We start from the raw sequence: 20,983 nt of genomic DNA, 5'->3' as shown, positions 1-20,983 counted from the left end.
GTTTCCACTACCGATTGCCTCGCTGCACCAGATTCGTGAGGTGCGATAAAGTGTCTGTGGCTGACTGTTCCCAGGTAAATCTCTCGGCAAAACGCCTGCCCGCGCCGCCAAGTCGTGCGACCAGTTCCGGCGATTCGGTGATCCTGCGCATCGCGCCGGCGAGCGCGTCTAGGTCGCCATGCGGAACGAGAAAGCCGGTTTCGCCGTCGACCACGGATTCCCGCAATCCCGGAGAATCGCTGGCAATCACTGGCGTTCCGCAGGCGGCGGCTTCGAGATTCGTGATTCCCCAGCCTTCCTTGGGCGATGCCAGCACCGACGACCATGCACTTCGGAGCAGCGCAATCTTGTCATCAGTGGTGATATAGCTGAGAAAGCGGACTCTCGAGCCAAGCGAAAGGGATTTCACCAGTTTTTGCAGTGCGTCGAGGTGGTTGCCGGTGCCTGCGATCTCGAGCCGCGCTGTTGGATGGTTGAGCGCAGCGAACGCCCGAACGATGATGTCCACGCCCTTGTATTTTCTGAGCCGTCCAACGTAGGCGAAAACTGGCTGCGGCGATCTGGCCTCCGCTTTGGGCGTGAACTCTTCGACATCGATGCCATTATAAATGACGCTGATAGACTCTGCCGGAATTCCTCGACCGACGAGGTCGTCTGCCGTGCTTTCACTGACCGCCACGAAGGGCAATTTGCTGTAGACGAACGGCAGGCCTCGCTCGGCCAGCCACACGGTGCCTGCCATCGGTGCATTTGCTTCGCGAAAAATTGTTTCGCCGAACAGATGGTGCACCAGCGCTACCACTCGCGGACCGCCCCATAACGGTGTGTAAAGGGGAATCTTGTTGAGGTCTTCGATCAACACGTCGTAATTACGCGTTGCCAGGTGCTTTCGGAAGTATCGGCGCGCATACAATGGAAACGTGTAGCGGGTACCCACGCGGTGAATATCGATGCCGTCGAGTGTGACACGCGGTGCCGCGCCCGGCCACCCACTCGCCAGCAGATCGACGGTATGGCCGCGGGTGGCGATGCGGCCGAAAATCTCATGCAGGTGAACCTCGGCGCCGCCTCCATTGGGGTTCTCACGGTCGTTCCAGTTGACGATGAGGATGCGCACTAAAGAATGCCGGCCCGCCGCGCGTATGCATCGAGAATGCCGTTGACGAACCGCGCACTGGCCGCACTGCCGAAGCGTTCAGCCAGTCTCACAGCTTCCTGGATTACCACCTTCGGCGGAACGTCACCCCGGCGCAGCTCCGCCGCTCCGAGACGAAGCACCGACCGCTCGATCGCGCCGATTCGCTCGATACGCCAGTTGTCGGTGACGGCCATCAGCCCGGCATCGAGCTCTTCCAGCGCAGCAGCAACCGTGCGGACAATACTGCCCGCAAACTTGCGCTCATCTGGGCTGACAGCCAGGTCATCCCACACCTTCACCGCAACTTTGGTCAGGTCGGCACCGGCACGCATGTCCCATGCATACAATGCCTGCAACGCTCTGGCGCGGCCGCGCGTTTCAACTCTCATTGCCTGCGTCCAGCTGATCCAGCAGGTCGACCATCTCGAGGGCCGCCAGCGCCGCATCCCAGCCTTTGTTACCATGCAGGCCGCCAGTGCGGGCGAGTGCCTGTTCCATTGTATCGCACGTCAGCAAGCCGAAGCCCACGGGTATGTCCGAGTCGCGCGCGGCGCCTGCAAGCCCGCGCGACGCTTCGCCCGCCACAAATTCGAAGTGCGGCGTGTCGCCGCGAATCACTGCTCCCAGGGCGACAACGGCTTCGTACCTCTCCGTAGCCAGAAGCCTTCGAACTGCGAGTGGCAGCTCCCACGCGCCGGGCACCCACGCAACGTCGATATCGTCGAAGCTGACGCCATGCCGCAACAGTGCATCCATCGCTCCGTCCACCAGGGCGCGTGTGACGCTTTCGTTGAACCGGCTGGCGACGACGGCAACACGCCGCCCAGTGCCGGCGGGAGTGCCCGCAAATTCAGCCATTCAGGAGGCTAGCAGGTGACCGAGCTTGTCGCGCTTGGTATCCAGATACTCCGCATTTTCTGCCGTTGCAATCGGTGCGATTTCAACTCTGTCTTCGACCTCCAGACCATACCCCTCGAGGCCAATGAGCTTTTGCGGGTTGTTGGTCAACTGGCGAATCTTCCTCAGACCGAGATCGAGCAGAATCTGTGCGCCTATTCCATAGTTTCGCAGGTCGGGTTTGAAGCCCAGTTGTTCATTTGCCTCGACCGTATCGGCGCCGGTGTCCTGTAACTGATAGGCTTTGAGCTTGTTAAGCAGGCCGATGCCACGCCCTTCCTGATCGAGATAAACGATAACGCCGCGCCCCTCTGTCGCAATCATCTGCATTGCAGTGTGAAGCTGCCAGCCGCAGTCGCACCGCAGCGAATGGAATACATCACCGGTCAGACACTTGGAATGCATGCGCACCAGAGTGCTCTCGCCTGCATCGCTAACGTCGCCGAAAACAAGTGCGACATGCTCATGGTCGTCGACGTCGTTCCTGTACCCGATCACTCGCCAAACGCCGACCTCGGTCGGCAACCGAGCCTCGGCGACTCGATGGACCAGCCGTTCTGATTGAAGGCGGAATGCCACCAGCTGGGCAACGGTGATGAACGTGAGTCCGTGCTCAGCGGCAAAGAGCTCGAGCTGAGGGCGCCGCGCGGTGGTACCATCCTCGTTGAGAACCTCGCAGACAACCCCGGAAGGATAGAGGCCTGCAAGGCGTGCGAGATCAACAGCCGCCTCTGTATGGCCAACCCGCTGCAGCACACCCCCATCCCGGGCTCTCAGTGGAGGTATGTGGCCCGGACGCCGCAGATCCGCCGGAATGGTCGCGGGGTCGACAGCGACCCGAATGGTTTTCGCCCGATCCTGCGCGCTCACACCGGTTGTCACCCCGAACCGAGGCGCGGCGTCGATGCTCACGGTGAACGCGGTTCGCTGCTCCTCGGTGTTCTGATCGCTCTGCTGAGGAAGCCGCAACTGATCGGCCCGCTCGCCCGTCAGGGCGAGACATATCCAGCCGCCCGCTTTGCGAATCATGAAATTGATAAGCTCGGGCGTGACCAGTTGGGACGCGCAAATGAGATCGCCCTCGTTTTCCCTGTCCTCGTCGTCTGCTACGAGAATCAGCCTCCCCGCCCTGATGTCGGCGATCGCCTGTTCAACGGTTCCGAATTGCATTGCGTTGCCCTTAGGTCTGCGAGTGAGCTAACCGGCGATTGAGATACGGCACGACCATCTGTTTCACGTACTTGCCGATGATGTCCGATTCGATGTGTACGCGACTGCCCCTGGCCAGACGGCCGAGGGCGGTGTGCTGCAAGGTGTATTCGATCAGTGAGACTTGCAACACGTCACCGGCAATCGCGTTCACTGTCAGGCTGACGCCGTCGATAGTCACCGAACCCAGCACAACCAGTGTTTCGGCGATCGCTGCCGGAACCGAAATGTCGATCAGAGTGGCGTCGGCAGTAATCGTGACCGCCAGGACGACGCCAACGCCGTCCACATGCCCTTGAACAATATGGCCGCCAAATCTGCCGTCGGCCTTCATCGCGCGCTCGAGGTTAACCTCTCGACCCACTTGCCACTCGCCGATAGTCGTGCGGCCTGCCGTCGTGACTACGGCCGCGACAGTAAACCAGCCGTCTCCGCATTCACGCACCGTAAGGCATGCTCCGTCCATTGCAATGCTTTCGCCAGGAACAACGTCTGAATAGCCGGCGCGCACATTCAATTCGATTCCAGCCGATGTTTTTTCGACCGCCACAATCGAACCGACTATGTCAACCAGTCCCGTGAACATGCTCGCGCCTGTCTACCGAATAAATGCTCATAACGTCGTCGCCGATCGACCGGGTGCGAAGCAGTTTGAACCGCGGCGCATGCGACACTTCCTGAGCGGCGACTCCGGAGAACGCGCCCAGGGACCCAGTTCCCAGTATCACGGGCGCCTGAAAGATAACGAGGCGATCCACAGATCCGTTGGCGAGGAACGATGCAACGAGGCCCGCGCCACCCTCAACCAGCACCGAGGTGATACCGCGCCTCCTCAATTGCCTGAGGGCATCGTTGAGATCGTGGGCCGCGATCGCTTCGACGCCGAGGCTGGCGAGCTGAGGGCGCATTGGCGCATTCACTGCGGTGACGAGTAGCACGGGAATTTCGCGCGCCGACCGGGCAAGTACACTTTCCGGATTCAGTCTGGCGTGGCGGTCGAAAACTATCCGCACTGGCGGCACGCGCGCCGGTGGGTTGGTTCGGGCCGTGAGCCGCGGATCATCGGCGATAGCTGTCTGCAGCCCCACCGCAATCGCATCACTCACAGCGCGCATCCGATGCACCTCGGCGCGCGACTGTTCGCTGGTGATCCATTTGCGGGTGCGTTTTGCGTCGCTTATCGCCCCGTCAAGTGAAGTGGCAAGCTTGATAGTGACAAACGGAATGTCTGTCTCAAACGAATGAAAAAAAGCGGCGTTCAGCTCGCGCGCTTCAGTCTCGAGTAGTCCAACCTCGACGGAAACTCCGGCCCCGCGTAATCGAGCCGCGCCGCCAGTTGCGTGCGGGTTTGGGTCACTGACGGCGGCGACCACTCGCGTGATACCGGCGGCAATTATCGCCCCGCTGCACGGAGGAGTTCTGCCGTGATGGTCACAGGGCTCGAGACTAACGTAGAGCGTTGCACCGCGCGCACGTTCGCCCGCGGCCTTGATCGCCATGACCTCAGCGTGCGATTCGCCATGTGCGGCATGATACCCCTCGCCAACGTTGCGGCCATCGACGCAGATAACTGCGCCGACCATTGGATTCGGCGAAGTCTGAGCCCACCCCATCTGTGCCAGGTCGAGTGCGCGGGACATGTGCACTATGTCGCGCTCGGCGTCGTTATCTCGTGATGATGACGTCACCACCTCCATGCCGAATGTCGCCAGCCACCCAGCCGGCCACCCCCTTGGTTCGTGCCTGGTCGATTATGGCATCCACAGCGGAGCCTGGCGCGATGACGATCATCCCTACGCCCATGTTGAACACGCGGAACATCTCATCGCGCTCGATCTCTCCAGCCATCGCGAGTTCCGTAAAGAGCGGCGGAATCTCCCAGCTTCCAGCATCCACGTGCGCGTCCAGAACGCTTGTGAGCGCGCGGTTCAGATTGCCGGGAATACCTCCGCCCGTTATGTGCACTAGCGCATGGATCTGCCCGAGCACGGGCTGCAACGCGCGAAGATACGAACGGTGTACGGTGAGCAGAATGTCTGCAACCGATACCTCCGTTCCCGGATACGGATCATCCAGGCCAAGACGCATTCGCTCTCTGACAATTTTGCGTGCGAGCGAATATCCATTGGTATGCAGCCCGGAACTTTCCAGGGCTATCAGAACGTCGCCTGCCTCGATACGACCGGCTCCGAGTATTTCGTCTTCCTCGACGCACCCAACTATGAAACCCGCCAGGTCATAATCGGGCGGCACGTAAAGCCCAGGCATCTCAGCGGTCTCGCCGCCAAGCAACGCGCAACCGTTCTCGATGCAACCAGCGGCGACACCAGTAACGATCGCTTCAGCCACCTGCGGATCGAGCTTGCCGAACGCAATGTAGTCGAGAAAGAAAAGAGGCGAGGCTCCCTGCGTCAGGATATCGTTGGTGCAGTGATTGACGAGGTCGTGGCCGATCGTCCTGTTGCGACCGCTTTCGATAGCGACTTTGATTTTCGTGCCGACGCCATCGGCACTCGACACCAGTACGGGTGACCGCAGTGACGGTGGCACTCGAAACATCCCGCCAAAGCCACCAAAGGCGCCAAGCGCCCCGCTCGTTGTCGTCGTTTTGACAAGGTTCCCAATGCGCGCCGTGGCGTCGTCGGACGCACCGAGGTCGACCCCTGCACTCCTGTAGTGGAGCGCGCCGCTGCTCAAGCGTTCAGCTCCTCCTCGAACGCTACGAGCCGCCTCAGTTCGCCGACTCTGGCATCCACCTCGGTCCGCGTGAGAGTGGCGATCCGGTCAATGGAAAACTTTTCGACCGCAAACGATCCCAGCGCCGAACCATAGATCATGGCGCGTCGCATGTTCGCATCGCTCAGGTCACCTGTCCGCGCGAGATAACCGATAAACCCCCCCGCAAACGAGTCTCCGGCACCTGTCGGATCGAACACACTTTCAAGCGGGAAGGCGGGAGCGAAGAAGACGCTCGTGGAGTTGAACATGAGAGCGCCATGCTCGCCTTTCTTGATGATGACGTGTTTTGGACCACACCGCATTATCCACTTCGCGGCCTGAGTAAGGTTGACTTCTTCGGTAAGCTGCCTCGCTTCGCCGTCATTGAGGGTGACCATGTCGACATGCTTGAGCAGCTCGAGAAGATCAGGTCGACGACTCTGGATCCAGAAGTTCATGGTGTCGCACGCGACCAGTCTCGGGCGTTCCACCTGATTGAGCACGTCGAGCTGCAGCCGGGGATCGATGTTGCCGAGAAATACAAAGGGCGCGTTGCGGAACTGCGCCGGAATCTTCGGGCTGAACCTGGAGAAAACACCCAGATGAGTCTCAAGGGTTTCCGCGGAGCTGAGATCGTGCCGATAGCGGCCACGCCAGCGGAACGAAGGACCGTCAGCGTGCTCGAGCCCCGCGAGATCGACGCCTCGTTCTACCAACGGCTGCAGCTTCTCAACCGGATAGTCCGTGCCGACTACTCCAACCAGCTGCACAGGCGTCAGCAGGCTGGCCGCCGCCGAGAAGAAGGTGGCGGACCCTCCGAGTACATCGTCGGCCTTTCCGAACGGCGTCTCGACCGAGTCCAGGGCGACGGATCCAACAACTAGTACGGTCATCGAAATTGTTTCAGGGTTAAAGAATCTCGCTACATCCGGTTGGGAGCGCCGATCCCCAGCATCTGCAATCCGTTCCGAATCACGATCTGGGATGCCCGGGCAAGGGCGAGGCGGGCGTGCAGAATATCATCGGGCTCGCCGAGAACGTGATGCTTGTGATACCATGAATGACAAAGCCGCGCAGTCTCTGATAGATACGTGGCTATCCGGTGCGGCTCGAGTGCTTCCGCCGCTCCGGCGACAACCCGTGGAAAGTCCACGAGGGCCTTGATCAGCTCCTGCTCCTCGGGCTCGCTCAGCACCCCAAGCATTGCCTTTGTCGCATCGAACGATTCGCGATCGATCTCACCGACGCGGAAAATGCCGCACATTCGGGCGTGCGCCATCTGGATGTAATAAACGGGATTCTCTTCGGATTGTTTGCGCGCGACGTCGACGTCGAAGACGAGCTGGGAGTCACTTTTTCGCATGAGAAAGAAAAATCTGACTGCGTCCCCGCCCACTTCGTTGATGAGGTCGCGCACGGTGACGTAACTTCCCGCCCGCTTAGAAATTTTCACTTCTTCACCGGATTTCATCACCGTCACCATCTGGTGCAGGACGTATTCGGGATAGCCCGCCGCGATATTGATTCCAAGCGCCTGAAGGCCCGCACGGACGCGGGTGACCGTGCTGTGATGATCGGCGCCCTGAACATCGATGGCCCGCCTGAACCCGCGCTGCCATTTTGTCACGTGATACGCAACGTCGGGCACGAAGTACGTGTAATCACCACCCTTCCGGGCACTCTTGCGCATGACGCGGTCCTTGTCGTCACCATACTCCGTCGTGCGAAGGAACAGCGCCCCATCATCCTCGAACGTCTTCCCGGCAGCCACGAGTGCGTTGACTGTTTCAGCCACCCTGCCTTCGGAATACAGCGATGACTCGAGAAAGTAGGTGTCGAACCTTACACCAAATGCCTGGAGATCAAGATCCTGCTCGCTGCGCAGCTCTGCAATGGCGAACTCCCTCACGGACAGCTCATTGTCACCGGGAGCCCGGCCGTCCGCCGGATTCGCGGAATCTTGCAGTTGAGTAAACCGGGAGGCGATTTCGCTGATGTATTCGCCATGATAACCGCCGTCCGGAATGACAGCCTCGCCGCCTGTGCCCAATGCCTGCACCCAGGCCTGCACACTGGCTTCAAGATTGTCGATCTGTACGCCCGCATCGTTGTAATAAAATTCCCGTGAGACGTCCCACCCGGTCCATTCGAGAAGTGTCGAAATAGCATCGCCGAGTGCGGCCTGCCGGCCGTGTCCTACGTGGAGGGGCCCAGTGGGGTTTGCGGAAACGAATTCCACGTTGACGCGTTGACCCTTTCCGGCGGCGTTGCGACCGAATTGCTCATTTCGTTCGACAATATCACGCACGCCTTCGGCGATTTGTGCAGGATCCAGAAAAAAGTTCATGAATCCAGGCCCGGCAATATCGATCCGCTCGACGCAAGCGTGATCGACCCGAATACGCCCCTTGAGGAGTGCCGCAACTTCTGCCGGCCGCTTGCGCAGCTTCCGCGCCAGCGTCATGGCGAGATTCGTCGTCCAGTCACCAAGAGCCGGCTCTTTCGGTCTCTCAACCACAGGCTCGATGGGGTCGGGGACGCCGAGTTCGCGTGCCGCGACAATCAGCTCATCGCGGATGCGGTCCGCGAAACTCATCCTCCTTTCTTGGCCGGAGTAGTGCTTGGCGCGGGAGAAGGGACAGACGCGGGCGCTACCTTGGCTGCCGTTTCCGCTGGCTTTGACGCCGTAGCTCCCGCGGATGCGGGTGCTGCAGTTTCGGTTGGCTTCGAGGAGGAAGCGGCTTTGCCGTCTCCAGCAGACGAATCGCCAGCGGTTGAAGCTGTTTTTTTGTCCTCTGCAGCCTTGGCTTTCGTCTCTTGCGCGGTCTTGGCAGTCGCCGCCGCGTCACGTTCGTCTTTCTTGCCGTCCTTACCGTAGTCGGTGATGTAGAATCCCGATCCTTTGAATACCAGTCCGGCAGTGGACATCAGGCGCACTGCGACAACTCCACATTGTGGACACGGTTCCTCAGGGGAAGCGCTGCCTATTGAACGGTAGAATTTTTCAAAGTCGTGGCCACATGGGCAGCGAAACTCGTACAACGGCATTCGGCTGGGCGGGCGGAGAGAATTCCAAGAGTGAACCACCAAAGTTATCGAGCTGACAGGTATGCCTCAAGAACCGCCCAGCCGAAAAACCCTGTTTACCGCGGCAGCGCGAGGCGAATTGGTCCTCGCGATGTTCCGTTCTGCCGCCATCACACCCTGGGTGCTAACGGCTTTCAAGCTGGATGTGAACTCCATGGCGGGGCCTCAGCGTCATCGTCGCCCATGGCTCGATGACGGCCGATGGCGCGAGCCTGAACCGCATTCGCTGACAGATCGTGACCAGCGCGAGTATCATCTCCATCGTGGCGAATGACGCACCGATGCAAACCCTCGGACCAACTCCAAACGGAAAGTAAGTGCTGCGGTGAGGGGGAGGTGAATCCGGGTCGAGCCAGCGTTCCGGCGAAAAAGTCTCAGGAGCTTTGAAGTAGCGCGGGTCTCTGTGCATGACCCACTGAGAAATCAGCACGCTCGATCCCGAACTGATCGCATGGTCGCCAACTGTTGTGTCCTCTATTGCATCGCGGCTGATGATCCACGCAGGCGGGTAGAGTCGCAAAACTTCCTTGACGATTGCGTCGGCGTACTTCAAACGGGGCAGATCATCCATCGTGGCCATGCGAGTGCCGAGTATCTCGTCGACCTCGTCGGCGAGCCGGGTCGCAACGCCGGGATGCCCCGCCAGAAGAAACCAGGCCCACGAGAGCGCGAGCGCAGGCGTATCGAAGCCGCCGACGAAGAGTGTTATCGCCTCATCGCGCAGCTGCTGGTCGTTCATCTGGGCTCCATCCTCGTCCCGTGCGTGAAGCAACATCGAGAGAAGGTCGGTATGATGCTCAGACGAGGCGCGGCGATTGCGAATCATCTCGGCAACGATCGCATCGATGCGGTCGATGCCCGCGTGATAACGACGGTTAACGGGAAGGGGAACCCATTCTGGAATGAGACGCGCAACACCTCGCCGACTGGCGTAGCGATCCATGGAAGCTTCAAGTGCGACGCTCAATTCGTCGGTGCGCGCGCTGACGTCCGATCCGAACAACGCGTTCGCGACAATGCCCATCGTAAGCCTTTTCAGCTCCTGGTGAATCTCGACAACACCCGATCCGGGAAGCGCGTCGAGCATAACCGCCGTCGAGTCGACCATCGTTCGAGCGTACGACGCAATATTTCCCCGATGAAAGGCAGGCTGCGCCAGCCGCCGCTGGGCAAGCCACGAGTCACCTTCATTTGTAAGCAGCCCGTTGCCGAAAAGTTTTGACTGCGCCAACAGTGGGCGAGCTTTTACGTAACTGTTGCGACGCGCTACGAGCACCTCGTCGATGAGCGCCGGATCGCTGACGAGATACGCCGTTGACCGGCCGAACCGGAGGCGAGCAACCGGACCGCGAGTGCGCGCGGTATCGGTGAGGAACTGGAGCGGATCGCGGGAAAATGCAGGCAAATCTCCGGTCAGCCCCCGGCGTCTCGACTGCGCGCCGGCCACCGCGGCTGTCATCCTGCCGCCCCGCGCTCGGCCACAGCGGCGGCGCGCGGTGGCCGAGCGACAAGTGGGCGCAGTTGCTCGCCGCCAATCCCCGTTTCCCGGTAAATGCCGCTTCCCGGAAGCCTGACGTACGTGTACATCCCGCGCGTCTCGAGCCCCGACCGGGTAAGTATCAGCCATGTCCCGTAGTTCTCGAACGCAACCAGTGATACACTCCTCGAGAAACCTTCCTGACGGTTGAGCTTCGCTGTGAAAGAATTTCGCGCCATGTAAATACCGTGTGCCCGGAATTCGGGCATGGTGAACGAGTCGTAGCTGTAAATGTCGTGCTGCGCCAGCGGCAGATAGCGTTTCATGTATGGTACATACGCAAACCCGGTGGCCATCCAGCAGGCATCGACCACACGCCCGTCGGCAATGCTGGCGAAGCATCGATGACCGCCCATGATTCTTGCCTCGAAGTCATGCGGGTCGGCATCCGGCCGAAATAGCTGATAATCGGCAAGGTCGCTGAGGCCGAGTATGCGATAAGTTGCGTCGATCCGGGCCGTGTATACCGGAATTTCCTGCTTGTCCAGCGGATACGTTAGGAACAGCATGCGACGGTAAACAGTCGTCAGCAGACGTGCGCCAACGGTACGGGCACGCGATCGCTTGCGCGGCCGTCCTGAAAACCGAAGCCGCCCCGTTGGTCGCAAAGCGGAATCGTCAATGGGTTCGATCACGGTACGAATCAGGCCGCTCGAATAGCGCGTATGGCCACAAAATGACCGGTCAGATATGCGGTGGGCAGCGGACGAAGGCGCTCGAACGCGAGAAATGCTTTCGAGACTGCAGCGTGGAGACGGTCGGACCCCCGCTTCTCGATGAACCGGGCGAACGGAACGGCAAGGACACGGGGCGAGTGCATGATGGCCGCGCATTCAACCACTTTCAGCCCCGACGCTTCTACAAGTCGCCGCGCTCCACGGGGGCCATGGGTTTTTCCGACCGGATAAGGTACGAGGCCCGCCGCATGTATCAGCGAGTACGGAAGGGCGTTACGCAATGCAACCACGGGATTGACAAGGTTGTCGAGCGTCAGCACCAGGGTTCCGCCGGGCTTCAGGACCCGGCGGATTTCCGCCAGCGCCGAACCAATTTCCGCAGAAGTCGCGAAGTGGTCGAGCGTCGAGATGGAAACCACGGCGTCGATAGTGGAATCGTCGAATGGCAGATGCCTTACGTCCGCCTCAGCGGACTGGAGCAGAGGATATCTATCACCTGCCGCTCCAACGATGCGACGCGAAACGTCTATTCCGTGAACCGTAACGCATCTGTCCGCTATAGCCCGATACAAGCCTGCCGCTACGGCCTCGTCAAACAGATCGGTCTTGAGGATTCGATTGACTTTGCCCGGTGGCAACCATCTCGAAACAAGGTCCGAGTTGACCGCATCGCTATGAGCCCGCCAGAAAGGTTGGGGACAGGCGGACACCCAATCTTCCGCGTATTCGTCCCACTCCCGTGTGCGAGCTGCCGGATGACTCAACGGTATACCAGTATCAGTGGCCGGCATCATCGTTGCCCGGGACGCGGGGACCATTCCAAGATCGTCAGACACCGGGGGTGTGGCTTCCCCACTGGCCTGAGAGCACGGCAGATATTTCCCCGACGCTTGCACGGGCGCGTACAGCGTCCACAATCGACGGCATGATCCGGGAATTTCCGCTGTCAGCGCGCATCAACGCAGCAGCCGAAGTTGCGACCGACTTGAGGCAGTGGCTGACGGCATCAGCATCGCGGGCCGCGCGAAGCGACTCGAGCGATGCAATCTGCTCATTCTCCAGGCGCGAGAAGTCCGGTGCGGACATCACCAGTTGGGGTTCGTTGTCGGTGAACTTGTTCACGCCAACCACAACCAGCGCTTCGGTCTCCACCCGGAGCTGATGCTCGTACGCGCTTCGGGCAATCTCATCCTGAAAAAATCCGGCGGCAATTGCAGCTTCGGATCCTCCAAGTTCGTCGGAGCGTGCGATCAACTCCATCGCCCGCCGCTCGAGTTCATCGGTGAGATACTCCACGTAATAGCTGCCGCCAAGGGGATCACCCGTAGCCGCAATGCCAGATTCATGCGCAACCACCTGCTGAGTTCTGAGTGCCAGGGTCGCAGCATCAGAAGTCGGCAGGGTAAGAGCTTCGTCGTATCCATTGGTATGCAGTGACTGAGTGCCCCCAAGTGTAGCGGCGAGCGCCTGAATCGTCACTCGGACGACGTTGTTCAGGGGCTGCTGCGCAGTGAGCGTGACACCGCCGGTCTGAGTGTGAAACCGCATGCGGCAACTCGCATCGGCGGCGCAAAATCGCTCCCTCATGATCCGCGCGTACATCCGCCGCGCGGCACGAAACTTTGCCACTTCCTCGAAGAGGTCGTTGTGTGCCGCGAAAAAGAAAGACAGCCGCGGCGCGAATGAATCGACAGGCAGCCCCGCGGCAATGGCCCGGTTCACATACTCGATGGTGTTGGCGAGCGTAAACGCAAGTTCCTGCACCGCGGTCGCACCCGCTTCACGGATATGATACCCGGAAATTGAAACTGGATTCCAGTTCGGCACCTCCGAGGCGCAGAAGCCAAACATCTCCGATATCAGCCGCAAGCTCGGCTCGGGCGGGTATATATACGTGCCGCGCGCGATATACTCCTTGAGGATATCGTTCTGAACCGTACCGCTGAGGGAGGCGCGATCGATTCCCCGTTCCTCGGCGACCACGATGTACATCGCCAGCAGCGTAGCGGCTGTGGCATTGATCGTCATTGACGTCGATACAGTCTCCAGCGGCAGACCGTCGAGCAGCTCGTGCATGTCTTCCACGGTATCGATCGCCACCCCTGCCCTTCCGACCTCACCAAGCGCGCGCGGTGAATCCGAGTCGAGCCCCATTTGAGTTGGAAGATCAAATGCGACCGAAAGGCCCGTCTGTCCCGCGTTGAGCAGATGCCTGAACCGCTCGTTCGTCTGACGGGCAGTCCCAAATCCGGCGTACTGCCGCATCGTCCACAGTCGGCCCCGGTACATTGTTTTCTGAATGCCGCGCGTGTAAGGCCACTCGCCTGGGTCGCTGAGCGCCGCAAAGTACGCAGTGTTCGGGACGGAAGGCCCGTAAACAGATTCGACCGGTATGCCGGATGGTGTCGTCACCGCGGCGGCAGTGCCGCCGAGTGGCTTCATCGGGCGGCTAGCGGCCGCTCTTCGGGCACTAGGCCCGACAACATCGACGATGCGATGTCCACGTCCAATTTGCTCCCGATGTAAAGCGGGGTTCGCTGGTGCAATTCGGTCGGCTCTATATCGAGAATCCGGCCATGGCCGTTAGTGGCGGCACCGCCAGCCTGCTCGACGATAAACGCAAGCGGATTGGCCTCATAAAGCAGTCTCAGCTTTCCCTTGGGGTTCTTCTGATTCGAAGGGTAGGCAAATAAGCCGCCTCCGAGGAGGTTTCGGTGAAAGTCAGCGACGAGCGAGCCAACGTACCTGACATTCATTGCCGCACGCTCTCCGTCGAAGCCGCGATATCGCCTCATCAGATTCCGGACATCGTCACTCCAGAGCCGTTCATATGAGTCATTGACAGAGAGATATCGCCCAGACGGCGGGGTACGAATATCAGGATGCGACAGCAGGAACTCACCGATCGAGGGATCGAGAGTAAATCCGTGGACGCCCTGGCCAGTGGTGTACACCATCATCGTACTCGAGCCGTAAATCACGTAACCGGCGGCAACCTGCCGGCGACCCGGCTGAAGCATGTCCTCCATATCGCCGCGCGAACCGGTCGTAATCTTCTTCACGACGGAAAAAATCGTCCCTACCGGCACGTTGACATCGATGTTCGACGAGCCATCGAGCGGATCGAACAGAAGGCAATACTTTCCGCAGCGGAAATTGTCCGGGATGTGAATAATCCCCGGCTCTTCTTCCGAAGCCATTGCGCAAAGGCGGCCCCCATGATCGACCGCCTTGACGATGATCTCGTTGGCAAGCACATCCAGCTTCTGCTGGACTTCGCCCTGCACGTTCGTATCGCTCGTGGAACCCAGGATGTCAGCCAGGCCGGCGCTGCGAACCTTGTTAGCGATCATCTTCGCGGCGAGCGCCAGATCGTACAAAACTCCGGACAGTTCGCCCGTCGCCTCTGGATGAAGCTTCTCCTGCTCGATGATGTAGCGTTCGATCGTGACGACGGATGTGGCCGTGTGCTTCACGTTATTCATCCTGTGAAAGATCTGACTCATGAGTGCGCGCAACTCGGTGCGCCGCATAGCTGCGCGCCTCTTCCTCGTAGCGGTTGGCGCTATATCCGCGCCTCAGGCTTTCCCAAATGTAACGAAGCGGAAACGTCCTGCGCTCCGCAAACTGTTCAACATGCCGGAATTCATGCAACAGCAGCTCAGCCTCGAGCTTCGTGAGCTCGGCAAAAAAAATCGTTCTTCCGAGTGTGATTGCCGCAACTGTACGCTGGCCGAGTGCCCACCCTCCCACTCGCAATGGAAGGCCGCCCCGCCTGTATCGGAGCCCTTGCAACTCCGGAAACTCGCGCGCCAGTGAGTCCGGAAGTCTTTCCGGCTTTCCCACGAGTCCCTGCGCTATTCGGGAGAAATATCCCATCGGTCTCCACGTGTCTCGAAAGTGATCCGGCGGCCATTCGTTCGCACGACTATAGTGCCGTCCAGGTCCGTTCTGGCTACTTCTGCACCGGCACGGGCGAGTGCCGCGAGCACATCGCGACTGGGGTGACCATAGACGTTGCCGGCACCCACCGAGATGAGGGCAAGCGACGGACCTACGGCCGATAGAAATGCGTCGCTGCTGCTGGTCGAGCTGCCGTGGTGGCCTACCTTCAGGACATCGGCGCGCAGGTCGGCCGCGGCATTCCGGAGCAGCCACCGCTCCTCTTCATATTCCGCATCCCCTACAAGAAGGAAACGGGATGATCCGAACTGTACAAGAGCAACCGTGCTTGCGTCGTTGGGATCGGAGAGAGATGCTGTCCAGGCTGAGTCGGGAGCGAGAAAATGCACGCTCACGCCGTCGACCTGCATGCGGTCTCCCGCGTGGACCCGTCTCCAGACGACGCCTGACTCTCGAGCCGTGCGAAGCGACATATCGTAGACAGCACTTCCCTGGACGAAGGCAGCATCCCAGAACCATTGAGGACGGAAAGCACGCATGACGGTGGAAGCCCCGCCAACATGATCGGCGTGCGCATGCGACAACACAAACGCATTGACCTCTCCACCTCGCCGCATCACGTACGGAATGATCACCGAGCGCCCGGCGTCCCCGCTCTCCCATACCCGTCCGGCATCGAAGAGTATCCAGCGGCCACGATCAGTCCGGATGAGGACGGCATCCCCCTGCCCCACATCGAGGACGTGCATTTCCATGCCGCCCCCGTATGGTAACCCAACCACAGGACTCCACACGATCAGTGCAAATGCTCCACCGGCTACAACGATGGGCCGGAGGGGATAGCGCGAAACACAACCCCAGATCAGTGCCGCGACCGCGACAGCGGCCGCTACCACCGATACCAGTGACGGAATAACGCTTACCGAAGCGTAGGGGAGCCCTGCCGCGATCGCGGCAATCCCGTCGAAAACGCGGAGCAGCGGGTGCGCGGCGTCGGCGACGAACGCACCGATGGATGGGACGGGCGCCAGCAGGAGAGCGAGAAAAAGCGTGGGTTGAAGGATCGCGATGACCGGCCCTGCAGCGAGATTCGAAAAGGGGGCAACCAGACTGATCCTGCCGAAATACCAGGCGATGAGAGGGGCCGTCACCACCGTTGCTATCGCCGATGTCAGCACATCGCGTGCGATAGTCAGCCTTACGCCTTCCACCCGGCTCGCCAGAACCCGGCGCGACAAGGCGCCACTTGCGATCAGACCCGCAATTCCCACAACGCTGAGCTGGTAGCCGAGATCGGTTACGACCCGCGGCGAGAAAAGCGGCACGAACGCCCCGAGCGCGAGGGCTGCCCACGGGGAAACCGGTCGCTGACTAATACGCGACGCGGTGACGGCGGCCAGCATCACACCCGATCTGAGGGCCGGTGCAGGCGCGCCGATAAGTGCTACATAGAGCGCGATGATGGCGAGTGATGAGATTGACGCCACAGCGTGAGGAAGCCGGGCGACCTGCAGCACAACTGTGACGGCGCTTGCGATAATTGCTACGTGCAGGCCAGAGATCGAAAGCATATGTATGATTCCGGCAGTAGCATAGCGGTCCCGTATCTCGGGCGGAATGTCGTGCTGATCCGCGATCAGGAGGGCACGCGCCATCGGGGCGTCGGGCCCAAAAACATGGTCGATCGAGGCGGTCGCGCGCCGTCTGGCCCGCTCCAGCGCTGTCAGTTCTGACCCGGCGATCGTTCGAACCCTGCCAACGGGCCGTAAGGGCTTTTCCGAGATAGCAGCAATCACCGCCCCTCCAGCCATCACCAGGCACAATGCCGCCAACACGATGCTTTGGCGGAGCCACGCCGCGCAGACACCGATTGCGGCAGCTGTAACCGCGAACCACGCCAGGTCTGCGAAGCCGAGCAGCAGCCCGGTGGCGAAACAGCCGTAGGCGATGGCGATCAGCGGCAGAGGCGCTCCCCATTTCAGGTTTGCGCTACGCTAACTCAGGATGTCATGATCCCGGGAATCGTCCGGGTTCGCAGAGAATCGTTAATGCGCCATCGGAAGGCCTGCACGCTGGCGAACGACAGACCCTGTAAACGTCGAGCCGGTGGTCCCGGTAAGCTCAGCGGTTACGTATTGACCGATCATCGCCGGTTCGCCGGGAATGATGACTGTCTTGAAGTCTCTTGTACGAGCCTGGAGGAGGCCGCCTCGTCTCGCTTCCTTTTCGATGAGCACTTCCCGGCGCTGGCCAAGCAGAAGAATGTTTCGCTCCCGCATTCCGTCCCGGACGGCCTTGATCAGGCGGGCAAGCCGCTCGCTGGCAACGTTGTCCGGGACAGTGTCGCTTGCGGACATTTTCGTTGCGGGAGTTCCCTCGCGAGGGGAAAACTTGAAGGTGAATGCATCGTCGAACCCGATTTCGTCGACGGCGCTCAGGGTTTCCTGAAAATCCATTTCACTTTCACCTGGGAAACCGACGATGACGTCGGTTGTCACGGACAAGCCGGGTATGGCATCGCGCAGGCGGCGCACACATTCGAGATAGCCGTCCCTTGTGTAACGCCTCAGCATTCGCTTGAGGGTGCGGCTCGAGCCCGATTGCATCGGGAGATGAACATGCTCGCACACCGCCGTGGTTTCAGCCATGGCATCAATGACTCGATCGCTGAAATCGTTCGGATGCGGGCTGGTGAATCTCAGCCGGCGAATCCCCGATACGGAACCAACAGCGCGCAGCAGATCGGCGAAGTCGTGGCGGCCGTCAGTGTATGAATTCACCGTCTGCCCAAGCAGCACGACTTCCGACATTCCCTGAGCGACCACCTCGGCAGTCTCCCGAACCACCTGCTCGAGGTTCCGACTACGCTCCGGGCCGCGGGTAGTCGGAACGATGCAATAGGTACATCGATAATCACAGCCGCGCTGCACGGGGATCCACGCCTTGACTCCGTCAAACCGTCGCGGCGCAAAATCCTCGTAATGCTCCTCGAGATCGAAATCGGTGGCACTGGCCCTTCCACCTTGCCGCGCGCGTTCGATCATCAGCGGAAGCGATCGGTAACCGTCAGGCCCGATAACGAGGCTGACGTGTTTTGCCTTTTTCAACAGCTCTGGTCCAAGTCTCTGGGCCATGCACCCGGTTACACCGAGAATCGCGTCGGGCTTCATCCTGCTCTTCATTTCGCCGAGCCGGCCCATCACCCGTTGTTCGGCGTGTTCCCGGATCGCGCAGGTATTGACGAGAATCACGTCGGCTGCCTCGGGCGCATCCACCGAATCGTATCCGGACGCAGCAAGCTTGCCGAGCATGAGCTCGGAGTCACTTACATTCATCTGGCATCCGTAAGTTTCGATGTAAACCGTCGAACGAAGCAGGGATGTCATGAGTGGTTCGCGGGGACTGGATTGGCGATAAGCTGCCCATCGATGCATTCCAGAGTTGCCTGAAAGCGCGTGCGTCGCGGAAGGGCAGGATCGGCGACCATGACCGAAAGATAGTCCTCGGTAAGTCCCCTGCCGCGCCCGGTCACGACGACATCCGCACGTCCGCCATCCCGCCGCGTGGCATGTCCACGCGATCTGGCGGCCCCCGCGGAGCGCAACTCGCCCGCCCTCGCAGCCACGATCGGCGAGCTTACCTGATTACCGAGCCTGAGCGCCGCGGTTCCGGGCCGGGGGGAGTAAGGAAACACATGCAATGATGTGAACGGGAGCCGTTCAACCAGCGCAAGTGTCGCTGCATGATCATCATCGGTCTCTCCCGGAAATCCTGCGATGACATCGGCTGACAGGCCGAATACCTCGCTGTTACCCACGATTTCCTCGATGGCGTCTGCATAACTTTGCGCGGTATACCAGTGGCGGCCCATACGTCTCAGCACGGAATCAGACCCCGACTGAAGCGGCGCGTGCAGACAGGGCGCGAGCCGTCTCGGGTTGAGAGTGAGAAGCTGACGAAGCGTATCGTCCACTTCGGTCGCCTCGACCGAAGTCAGACGAAACCGTACCTCTGGTACTTTCTGAATGAGCTCGAGCATCAGCTGCCCGAGCGAGCTGTCACAATCGTCGCCATAGCTGCCGATGTGAATGCCGGTTACGACGATCTCGGGATGAGTGAGCGCAAGCATTGCTGCCTCGCGCACAATTTCAGCTGCGGGCCGAGACCGGCTTGTACCTCGTGCAAGGGTGGTGGCGCAGAACGTACAGTGTTGACTGCAGCCCTCCTGAATCCTGATCAATGCTCTCGATCCTGTCTGCACCGCCGCCGGCTGAACTGACACGCGTTCCAGTCCAAGCGCCACCGCCACCGAGAGGATGTCGGCGCCCTCGACCAGATGACTCACCGACGGCAGACTGCGCAGCTGAGCCTTGCTCTCGTCCCGTACTGGTGAGCCCGGCGCGCAACCCATCACGATTGAGCGAATTCGTGGATTGCGCCTCACTGCCTGGCGAACACTGGCCCGCAAATCGGCTTCCGCAGCGGAGGTCACCGAGCAGCTGTTGAACACCGCCACATCCGCGTCTTCCACGCAAACCGTCTCCTCGATTTCGCCTGCTGCGAGCATGGCCCTGACAGTCTCGGTGTCGTACTGATTGGCGCGACAGCCGAACGTCTTGAGAAAAACCTTCACTTCGCCGTAGGCGGAGAGACTTCCTGCAGTGCCGCCTCTACCGGAATCTGAAAGTAAAACGTACTGCCTTTGCCTTCGTGACTGTTGACCCAGATCATTCCGCCGTGCAGGTCGACCACAAGTTTGCAGAACGTCAAACCAAGGCCCGAACTGCGGACGCGGGGCGTCGCACCACCGGCAACCTGGCCGAATTTTCGGAAGATCACCTCGTGATACTCTCGCGGTATACCGGGACCGCTGTCAGCAACAGTGAACAGTACGTTCTCTCCAGCTCGCCGCGCACTCATGACAAGGTCGATCGGACTCGACGAATGGGTGATTGCATTCTGGATGAGATTTGAGAAAACCCGTTTAAGCAATGGTTTGTCGGCGTGAAACACCGGCGTATCGTCGTCGACCTGCACGGTGGCGTTCGTACGTTCCTGGTGAAACCGATGATCCCATTCAAAACGCAACTCCGCGAGCAGCGCACCGGGCGCGATCGGTTCAACTGACAGTGTGACTGCCGACTCTTCGATGCGGGCAACTTCGAGGATGTCTTCGATCAGCGCCAGCAGATCTTCCGCCTTGGACTCAGCGTCACTGACCGCGCCTTTCTGATTCGCCGACAGCGCGCCAAAGTCGCCGTCAGTGAGCATTTCGAGCGTTGCAAGAACCGAAGTGAGAGGACTTTTCAGGTCGTGGACAATCATCTTCATAAGATCGTCGCGCACTTTTTCAAGCTCGCGGAGCTGCCGGTAGCTGTTCTCCAGGGCGTCCGTTGCCGACTTCAGCTTGAGCAGACTGCGCACGCGCGCACCGAGCACCATGCGGTTGTGCGGCTTGGTGAGAAAATCATCGCCCCCAGCCTCGATCCCCCTTACCCTGTCACCTGTGTCGTTGAGCGCCGTGACGAAGATCACCGGGATTCTTGCCGTCCGCGGGTCACGCTTTATTCGCCGGCATACCTCGAAACCGGTTGAGCGGCTGTCGACGCCCAGTTCACCGGGTGGCATCCCGACGTCCAGGATGCACAGATCGGGCTTATGCTCGAAGCACGCAGCCACCGCCGACGGGCCATCGGACGCTGAAACCGTTCGGTAGCCGAACGAGTGAAGCTGGTCGAATAGCAACTCGATGTTCGCCGGCACATCGTCGGCGACCAGGATGAGCTGCCCCGGGTTATGCGGCAACTCTGCCATTGC

Annotated in this window: 20 protein-coding genes; all 20 read right to left on the bottom strand. The window is 60.2% G+C overall.

Annotated features, from left to right (window positions below):
• Window positions 1–7: 7 nt before the first annotated feature.
• Window positions 8–1,117 carry a glycosyltransferase family 4 protein gene (locus tag WKF55_10210; GenBank protein ID MEJ7759946.1) on the bottom strand — a complete coding sequence of 370 codons (1,110 nt, stop codon included), beginning with the start codon at window positions 1,115–1,117 and terminating at the stop codon, window positions 8–10.
• Window positions 1,117–1,527: a transcription antitermination factor NusB gene (nusB, locus tag WKF55_10205; GenBank protein ID MEJ7759945.1), complete on the bottom strand. Its 411-nt coding sequence runs from the start codon at window positions 1,525–1,527 to the stop codon at window positions 1,117–1,119. Before nusB ends, WKF55_10210 begins: the two co-directional genes overlap by 1 nt.
• Entirely contained in the window at window positions 1,517–1,996 is a 480-nt protein-coding gene (ribH, locus tag WKF55_10200) for a 6,7-dimethyl-8-ribityllumazine synthase (GenBank protein MEJ7759944.1), read from the bottom strand. Before ribH ends, nusB begins: the two co-directional genes overlap by 11 nt.
• Window positions 1,997–3,205, bottom strand: coding sequence for a bifunctional 3,4-dihydroxy-2-butanone-4-phosphate synthase/GTP cyclohydrolase II (locus tag WKF55_10195; protein ID MEJ7759943.1), 1,209 nt, complete (start codon window positions 3,203–3,205; stop codon window positions 1,997–1,999).
• A 10-nt stretch (window positions 3,206–3,215) separates the two neighbouring features.
• Window positions 3,216–3,830: a riboflavin synthase gene (locus WKF55_10190; GenBank protein MEJ7759942.1), complete on the bottom strand. Its 615-nt coding sequence runs from the start codon at window positions 3,828–3,830 to the stop codon at window positions 3,216–3,218.
• Window positions 3,811–4,932 carry a bifunctional diaminohydroxyphosphoribosylaminopyrimidine deaminase/5-amino-6-(5-phosphoribosylamino)uracil reductase RibD gene (gene ribD / locus WKF55_10185; GenBank protein ID MEJ7759941.1) on the bottom strand — a complete coding sequence of 374 codons (1,122 nt, stop codon included), beginning with the start codon at window positions 4,930–4,932 and terminating at the stop codon, window positions 3,811–3,813. Before ribD ends, WKF55_10190 begins: the two co-directional genes overlap by 20 nt.
• Window positions 4,910–5,941 (bottom strand): phosphoribosylformylglycinamidine cyclo-ligase, encoded by a 1,032-nt coding sequence (gene purM, locus WKF55_10180; protein MEJ7759940.1) that lies wholly within the window; start codon window positions 5,939–5,941, stop codon window positions 4,910–4,912. The genes ribD and purM overlap by 23 nt, the downstream gene beginning before the upstream one ends.
• Window positions 5,938–6,855, bottom strand: a complete 918-nt coding sequence (locus tag WKF55_10175; protein ID MEJ7759939.1) for a PfkB family carbohydrate kinase — start codon at window positions 6,853–6,855, stop codon at window positions 5,938–5,940. The genes purM and WKF55_10175 overlap by 4 nt, the downstream gene beginning before the upstream one ends.
• A 29-nt stretch (window positions 6,856–6,884) precedes the next feature.
• Window positions 6,885–8,558, bottom strand: a complete 1,674-nt coding sequence (gene argS, locus WKF55_10170; GenBank protein MEJ7759938.1) for an arginine--tRNA ligase — start codon at window positions 8,556–8,558, stop codon at window positions 6,885–6,887.
• Entirely contained in the window at window positions 8,555–9,010 is a 456-nt protein-coding gene (locus tag WKF55_10165; protein ID MEJ7759937.1) for an FmdB family zinc ribbon protein, read from the bottom strand. Before WKF55_10165 ends, argS begins: the two co-directional genes overlap by 4 nt.
• Before the next feature lie 163 nt (window positions 9,011–9,173).
• A complete protein-coding gene (locus tag WKF55_10160; GenBank protein MEJ7759936.1) occupies window positions 9,174–10,508 on the bottom strand; it encodes a cytochrome P450 in 1,335 nt (444 codons plus the stop codon).
• Window positions 10,505–11,221: a hypothetical protein gene (locus WKF55_10155; GenBank protein ID MEJ7759935.1), complete on the bottom strand. Its 717-nt coding sequence runs from the start codon at window positions 11,219–11,221 to the stop codon at window positions 10,505–10,507. The genes WKF55_10160 and WKF55_10155 overlap by 4 nt, the downstream gene beginning before the upstream one ends.
• Window positions 11,222–11,229: 8 nt before the next feature.
• Window positions 11,230–12,027, bottom strand: a complete 798-nt coding sequence (locus tag WKF55_10150) for a class I SAM-dependent methyltransferase (GenBank protein MEJ7759934.1) — start codon at window positions 12,025–12,027, stop codon at window positions 11,230–11,232.
• A gap of 64 nt (window positions 12,028–12,091) precedes the next feature.
• The gene (locus WKF55_10145) at window positions 12,092–13,705 is read right to left on the bottom strand and encodes a methylmalonyl-CoA mutase family protein (GenBank protein MEJ7759933.1); all 1,614 of its coding nucleotides are present in this window, start codon (window positions 13,703–13,705) and stop codon (window positions 12,092–12,094) included.
• The gene (gene fbp, locus WKF55_10140; protein ID MEJ7759932.1) at window positions 13,702–14,739 is read right to left on the bottom strand and encodes a class 1 fructose-bisphosphatase; all 1,038 of its coding nucleotides are present in this window, start codon (window positions 14,737–14,739) and stop codon (window positions 13,702–13,704) included. Before fbp ends, WKF55_10145 begins: the two co-directional genes overlap by 4 nt.
• Window position 14,740: 1 nt before the next feature.
• Window positions 14,741–15,142 (bottom strand): hypothetical protein, encoded by a 402-nt coding sequence (locus tag WKF55_10135; protein ID MEJ7759931.1) that lies wholly within the window; start codon window positions 15,140–15,142, stop codon window positions 14,741–14,743.
• Window positions 15,121–16,998: a DNA internalization-related competence protein ComEC/Rec2 gene (locus WKF55_10130; protein MEJ7759930.1), complete on the bottom strand. Its 1,878-nt coding sequence runs from the start codon at window positions 16,996–16,998 to the stop codon at window positions 15,121–15,123. Before WKF55_10130 ends, WKF55_10135 begins: the two co-directional genes overlap by 22 nt.
• A 213-nt stretch (window positions 16,999–17,211) precedes the next feature.
• Window positions 17,212–18,552, bottom strand: a complete 1,341-nt coding sequence (gene miaB / locus WKF55_10125) for a tRNA (N6-isopentenyl adenosine(37)-C2)-methylthiotransferase MiaB (GenBank protein ID MEJ7759929.1) — start codon at window positions 18,550–18,552, stop codon at window positions 17,212–17,214.
• The gene (locus WKF55_10120) at window positions 18,549–19,799 is read right to left on the bottom strand and encodes a MiaB/RimO family radical SAM methylthiotransferase (protein MEJ7759928.1); all 1,251 of its coding nucleotides are present in this window, start codon (window positions 19,797–19,799) and stop codon (window positions 18,549–18,551) included. Before WKF55_10120 ends, miaB begins: the two co-directional genes overlap by 4 nt.
• Window positions 19,796–20,980, bottom strand: coding sequence for an ATP-binding protein (locus WKF55_10115; protein ID MEJ7759927.1), 1,185 nt, complete (start codon window positions 20,978–20,980; stop codon window positions 19,796–19,798). Before WKF55_10115 ends, WKF55_10120 begins: the two co-directional genes overlap by 4 nt.
• Window positions 20,981–20,983: the final 3 nt, after the last annotated feature.

This window comes from Gemmatimonadaceae bacterium, assembly GCA_037721215.1.
Lineage (GTDB): Bacteria > Gemmatimonadota > Gemmatimonadetes > Gemmatimonadales > Gemmatimonadaceae > UBA4720.
The sequence above is the reverse complement of the archived record's forward strand: the minus strand, read 5'-3'. Positions and strand labels throughout refer to the sequence as shown.

Excerpts from the sequence above, each read along its gene's own strand:
- WKF55_10175 (MEJ7759939.1), bottom strand. The coding sequence starts at position 6,855 with ATGACCGTACTAGTTGTTGGATCCGTCGCCCTGGACTCGGTCGAGACG.
- WKF55_10195 (MEJ7759943.1), bottom strand. The coding sequence starts at position 3,205 with ATGCAATTCGGAACCGTTGAACAGGCGATCGCCGACATCAGGGCGGGG.
- WKF55_10165 (MEJ7759937.1), bottom strand. The coding sequence starts at position 9,010 with ATGCCGTTGTACGAGTTTCGCTGCCCATGTGGCCACGACTTTGAAAAA.
- WKF55_10160 (MEJ7759936.1), bottom strand. The coding sequence starts at position 10,508 with ATGACAGCCGCGGTGGCCGGCGCGCAGTCGAGACGCCGGGGGCTGACC.
- nusB (MEJ7759945.1), bottom strand. The coding sequence starts at position 1,527 with ATGAGAGTTGAAACGCGCGGCCGCGCCAGAGCGTTGCAGGCATTGTAT.
- WKF55_10190 (MEJ7759942.1), bottom strand. The coding sequence starts at position 3,830 with ATGTTCACGGGACTGGTTGACATAGTCGGTTCGATTGTGGCGGTCGAA.
- ribH (MEJ7759944.1), bottom strand. The coding sequence starts at position 1,996 with ATGGCTGAATTTGCGGGCACTCCCGCCGGCACTGGGCGGCGTGTTGCC.
- WKF55_10115 (MEJ7759927.1), bottom strand. The coding sequence starts at position 20,980 with ATGGCAGAGTTGCCGCATAACCCGGGGCAGCTCATCCTGGTCGCCGAC.
- WKF55_10145 (MEJ7759933.1), bottom strand. The coding sequence starts at position 13,705 with ATGAAGCCACTCGGCGGCACTGCCGCCGCGGTGACGACACCATCCGGC.
- WKF55_10135 (MEJ7759931.1), bottom strand. The coding sequence starts at position 15,142 with ATGGGATATTTCTCCCGAATAGCGCAGGGACTCGTGGGAAAGCCGGAA.
- argS (MEJ7759938.1), bottom strand. The coding sequence starts at position 8,558 with ATGAGTTTCGCGGACCGCATCCGCGATGAGCTGATTGTCGCGGCACGC.
- miaB (MEJ7759929.1), bottom strand. The coding sequence starts at position 18,552 with ATGACATCCCTGCTTCGTTCGACGGTTTACATCGAAACTTACGGATGC.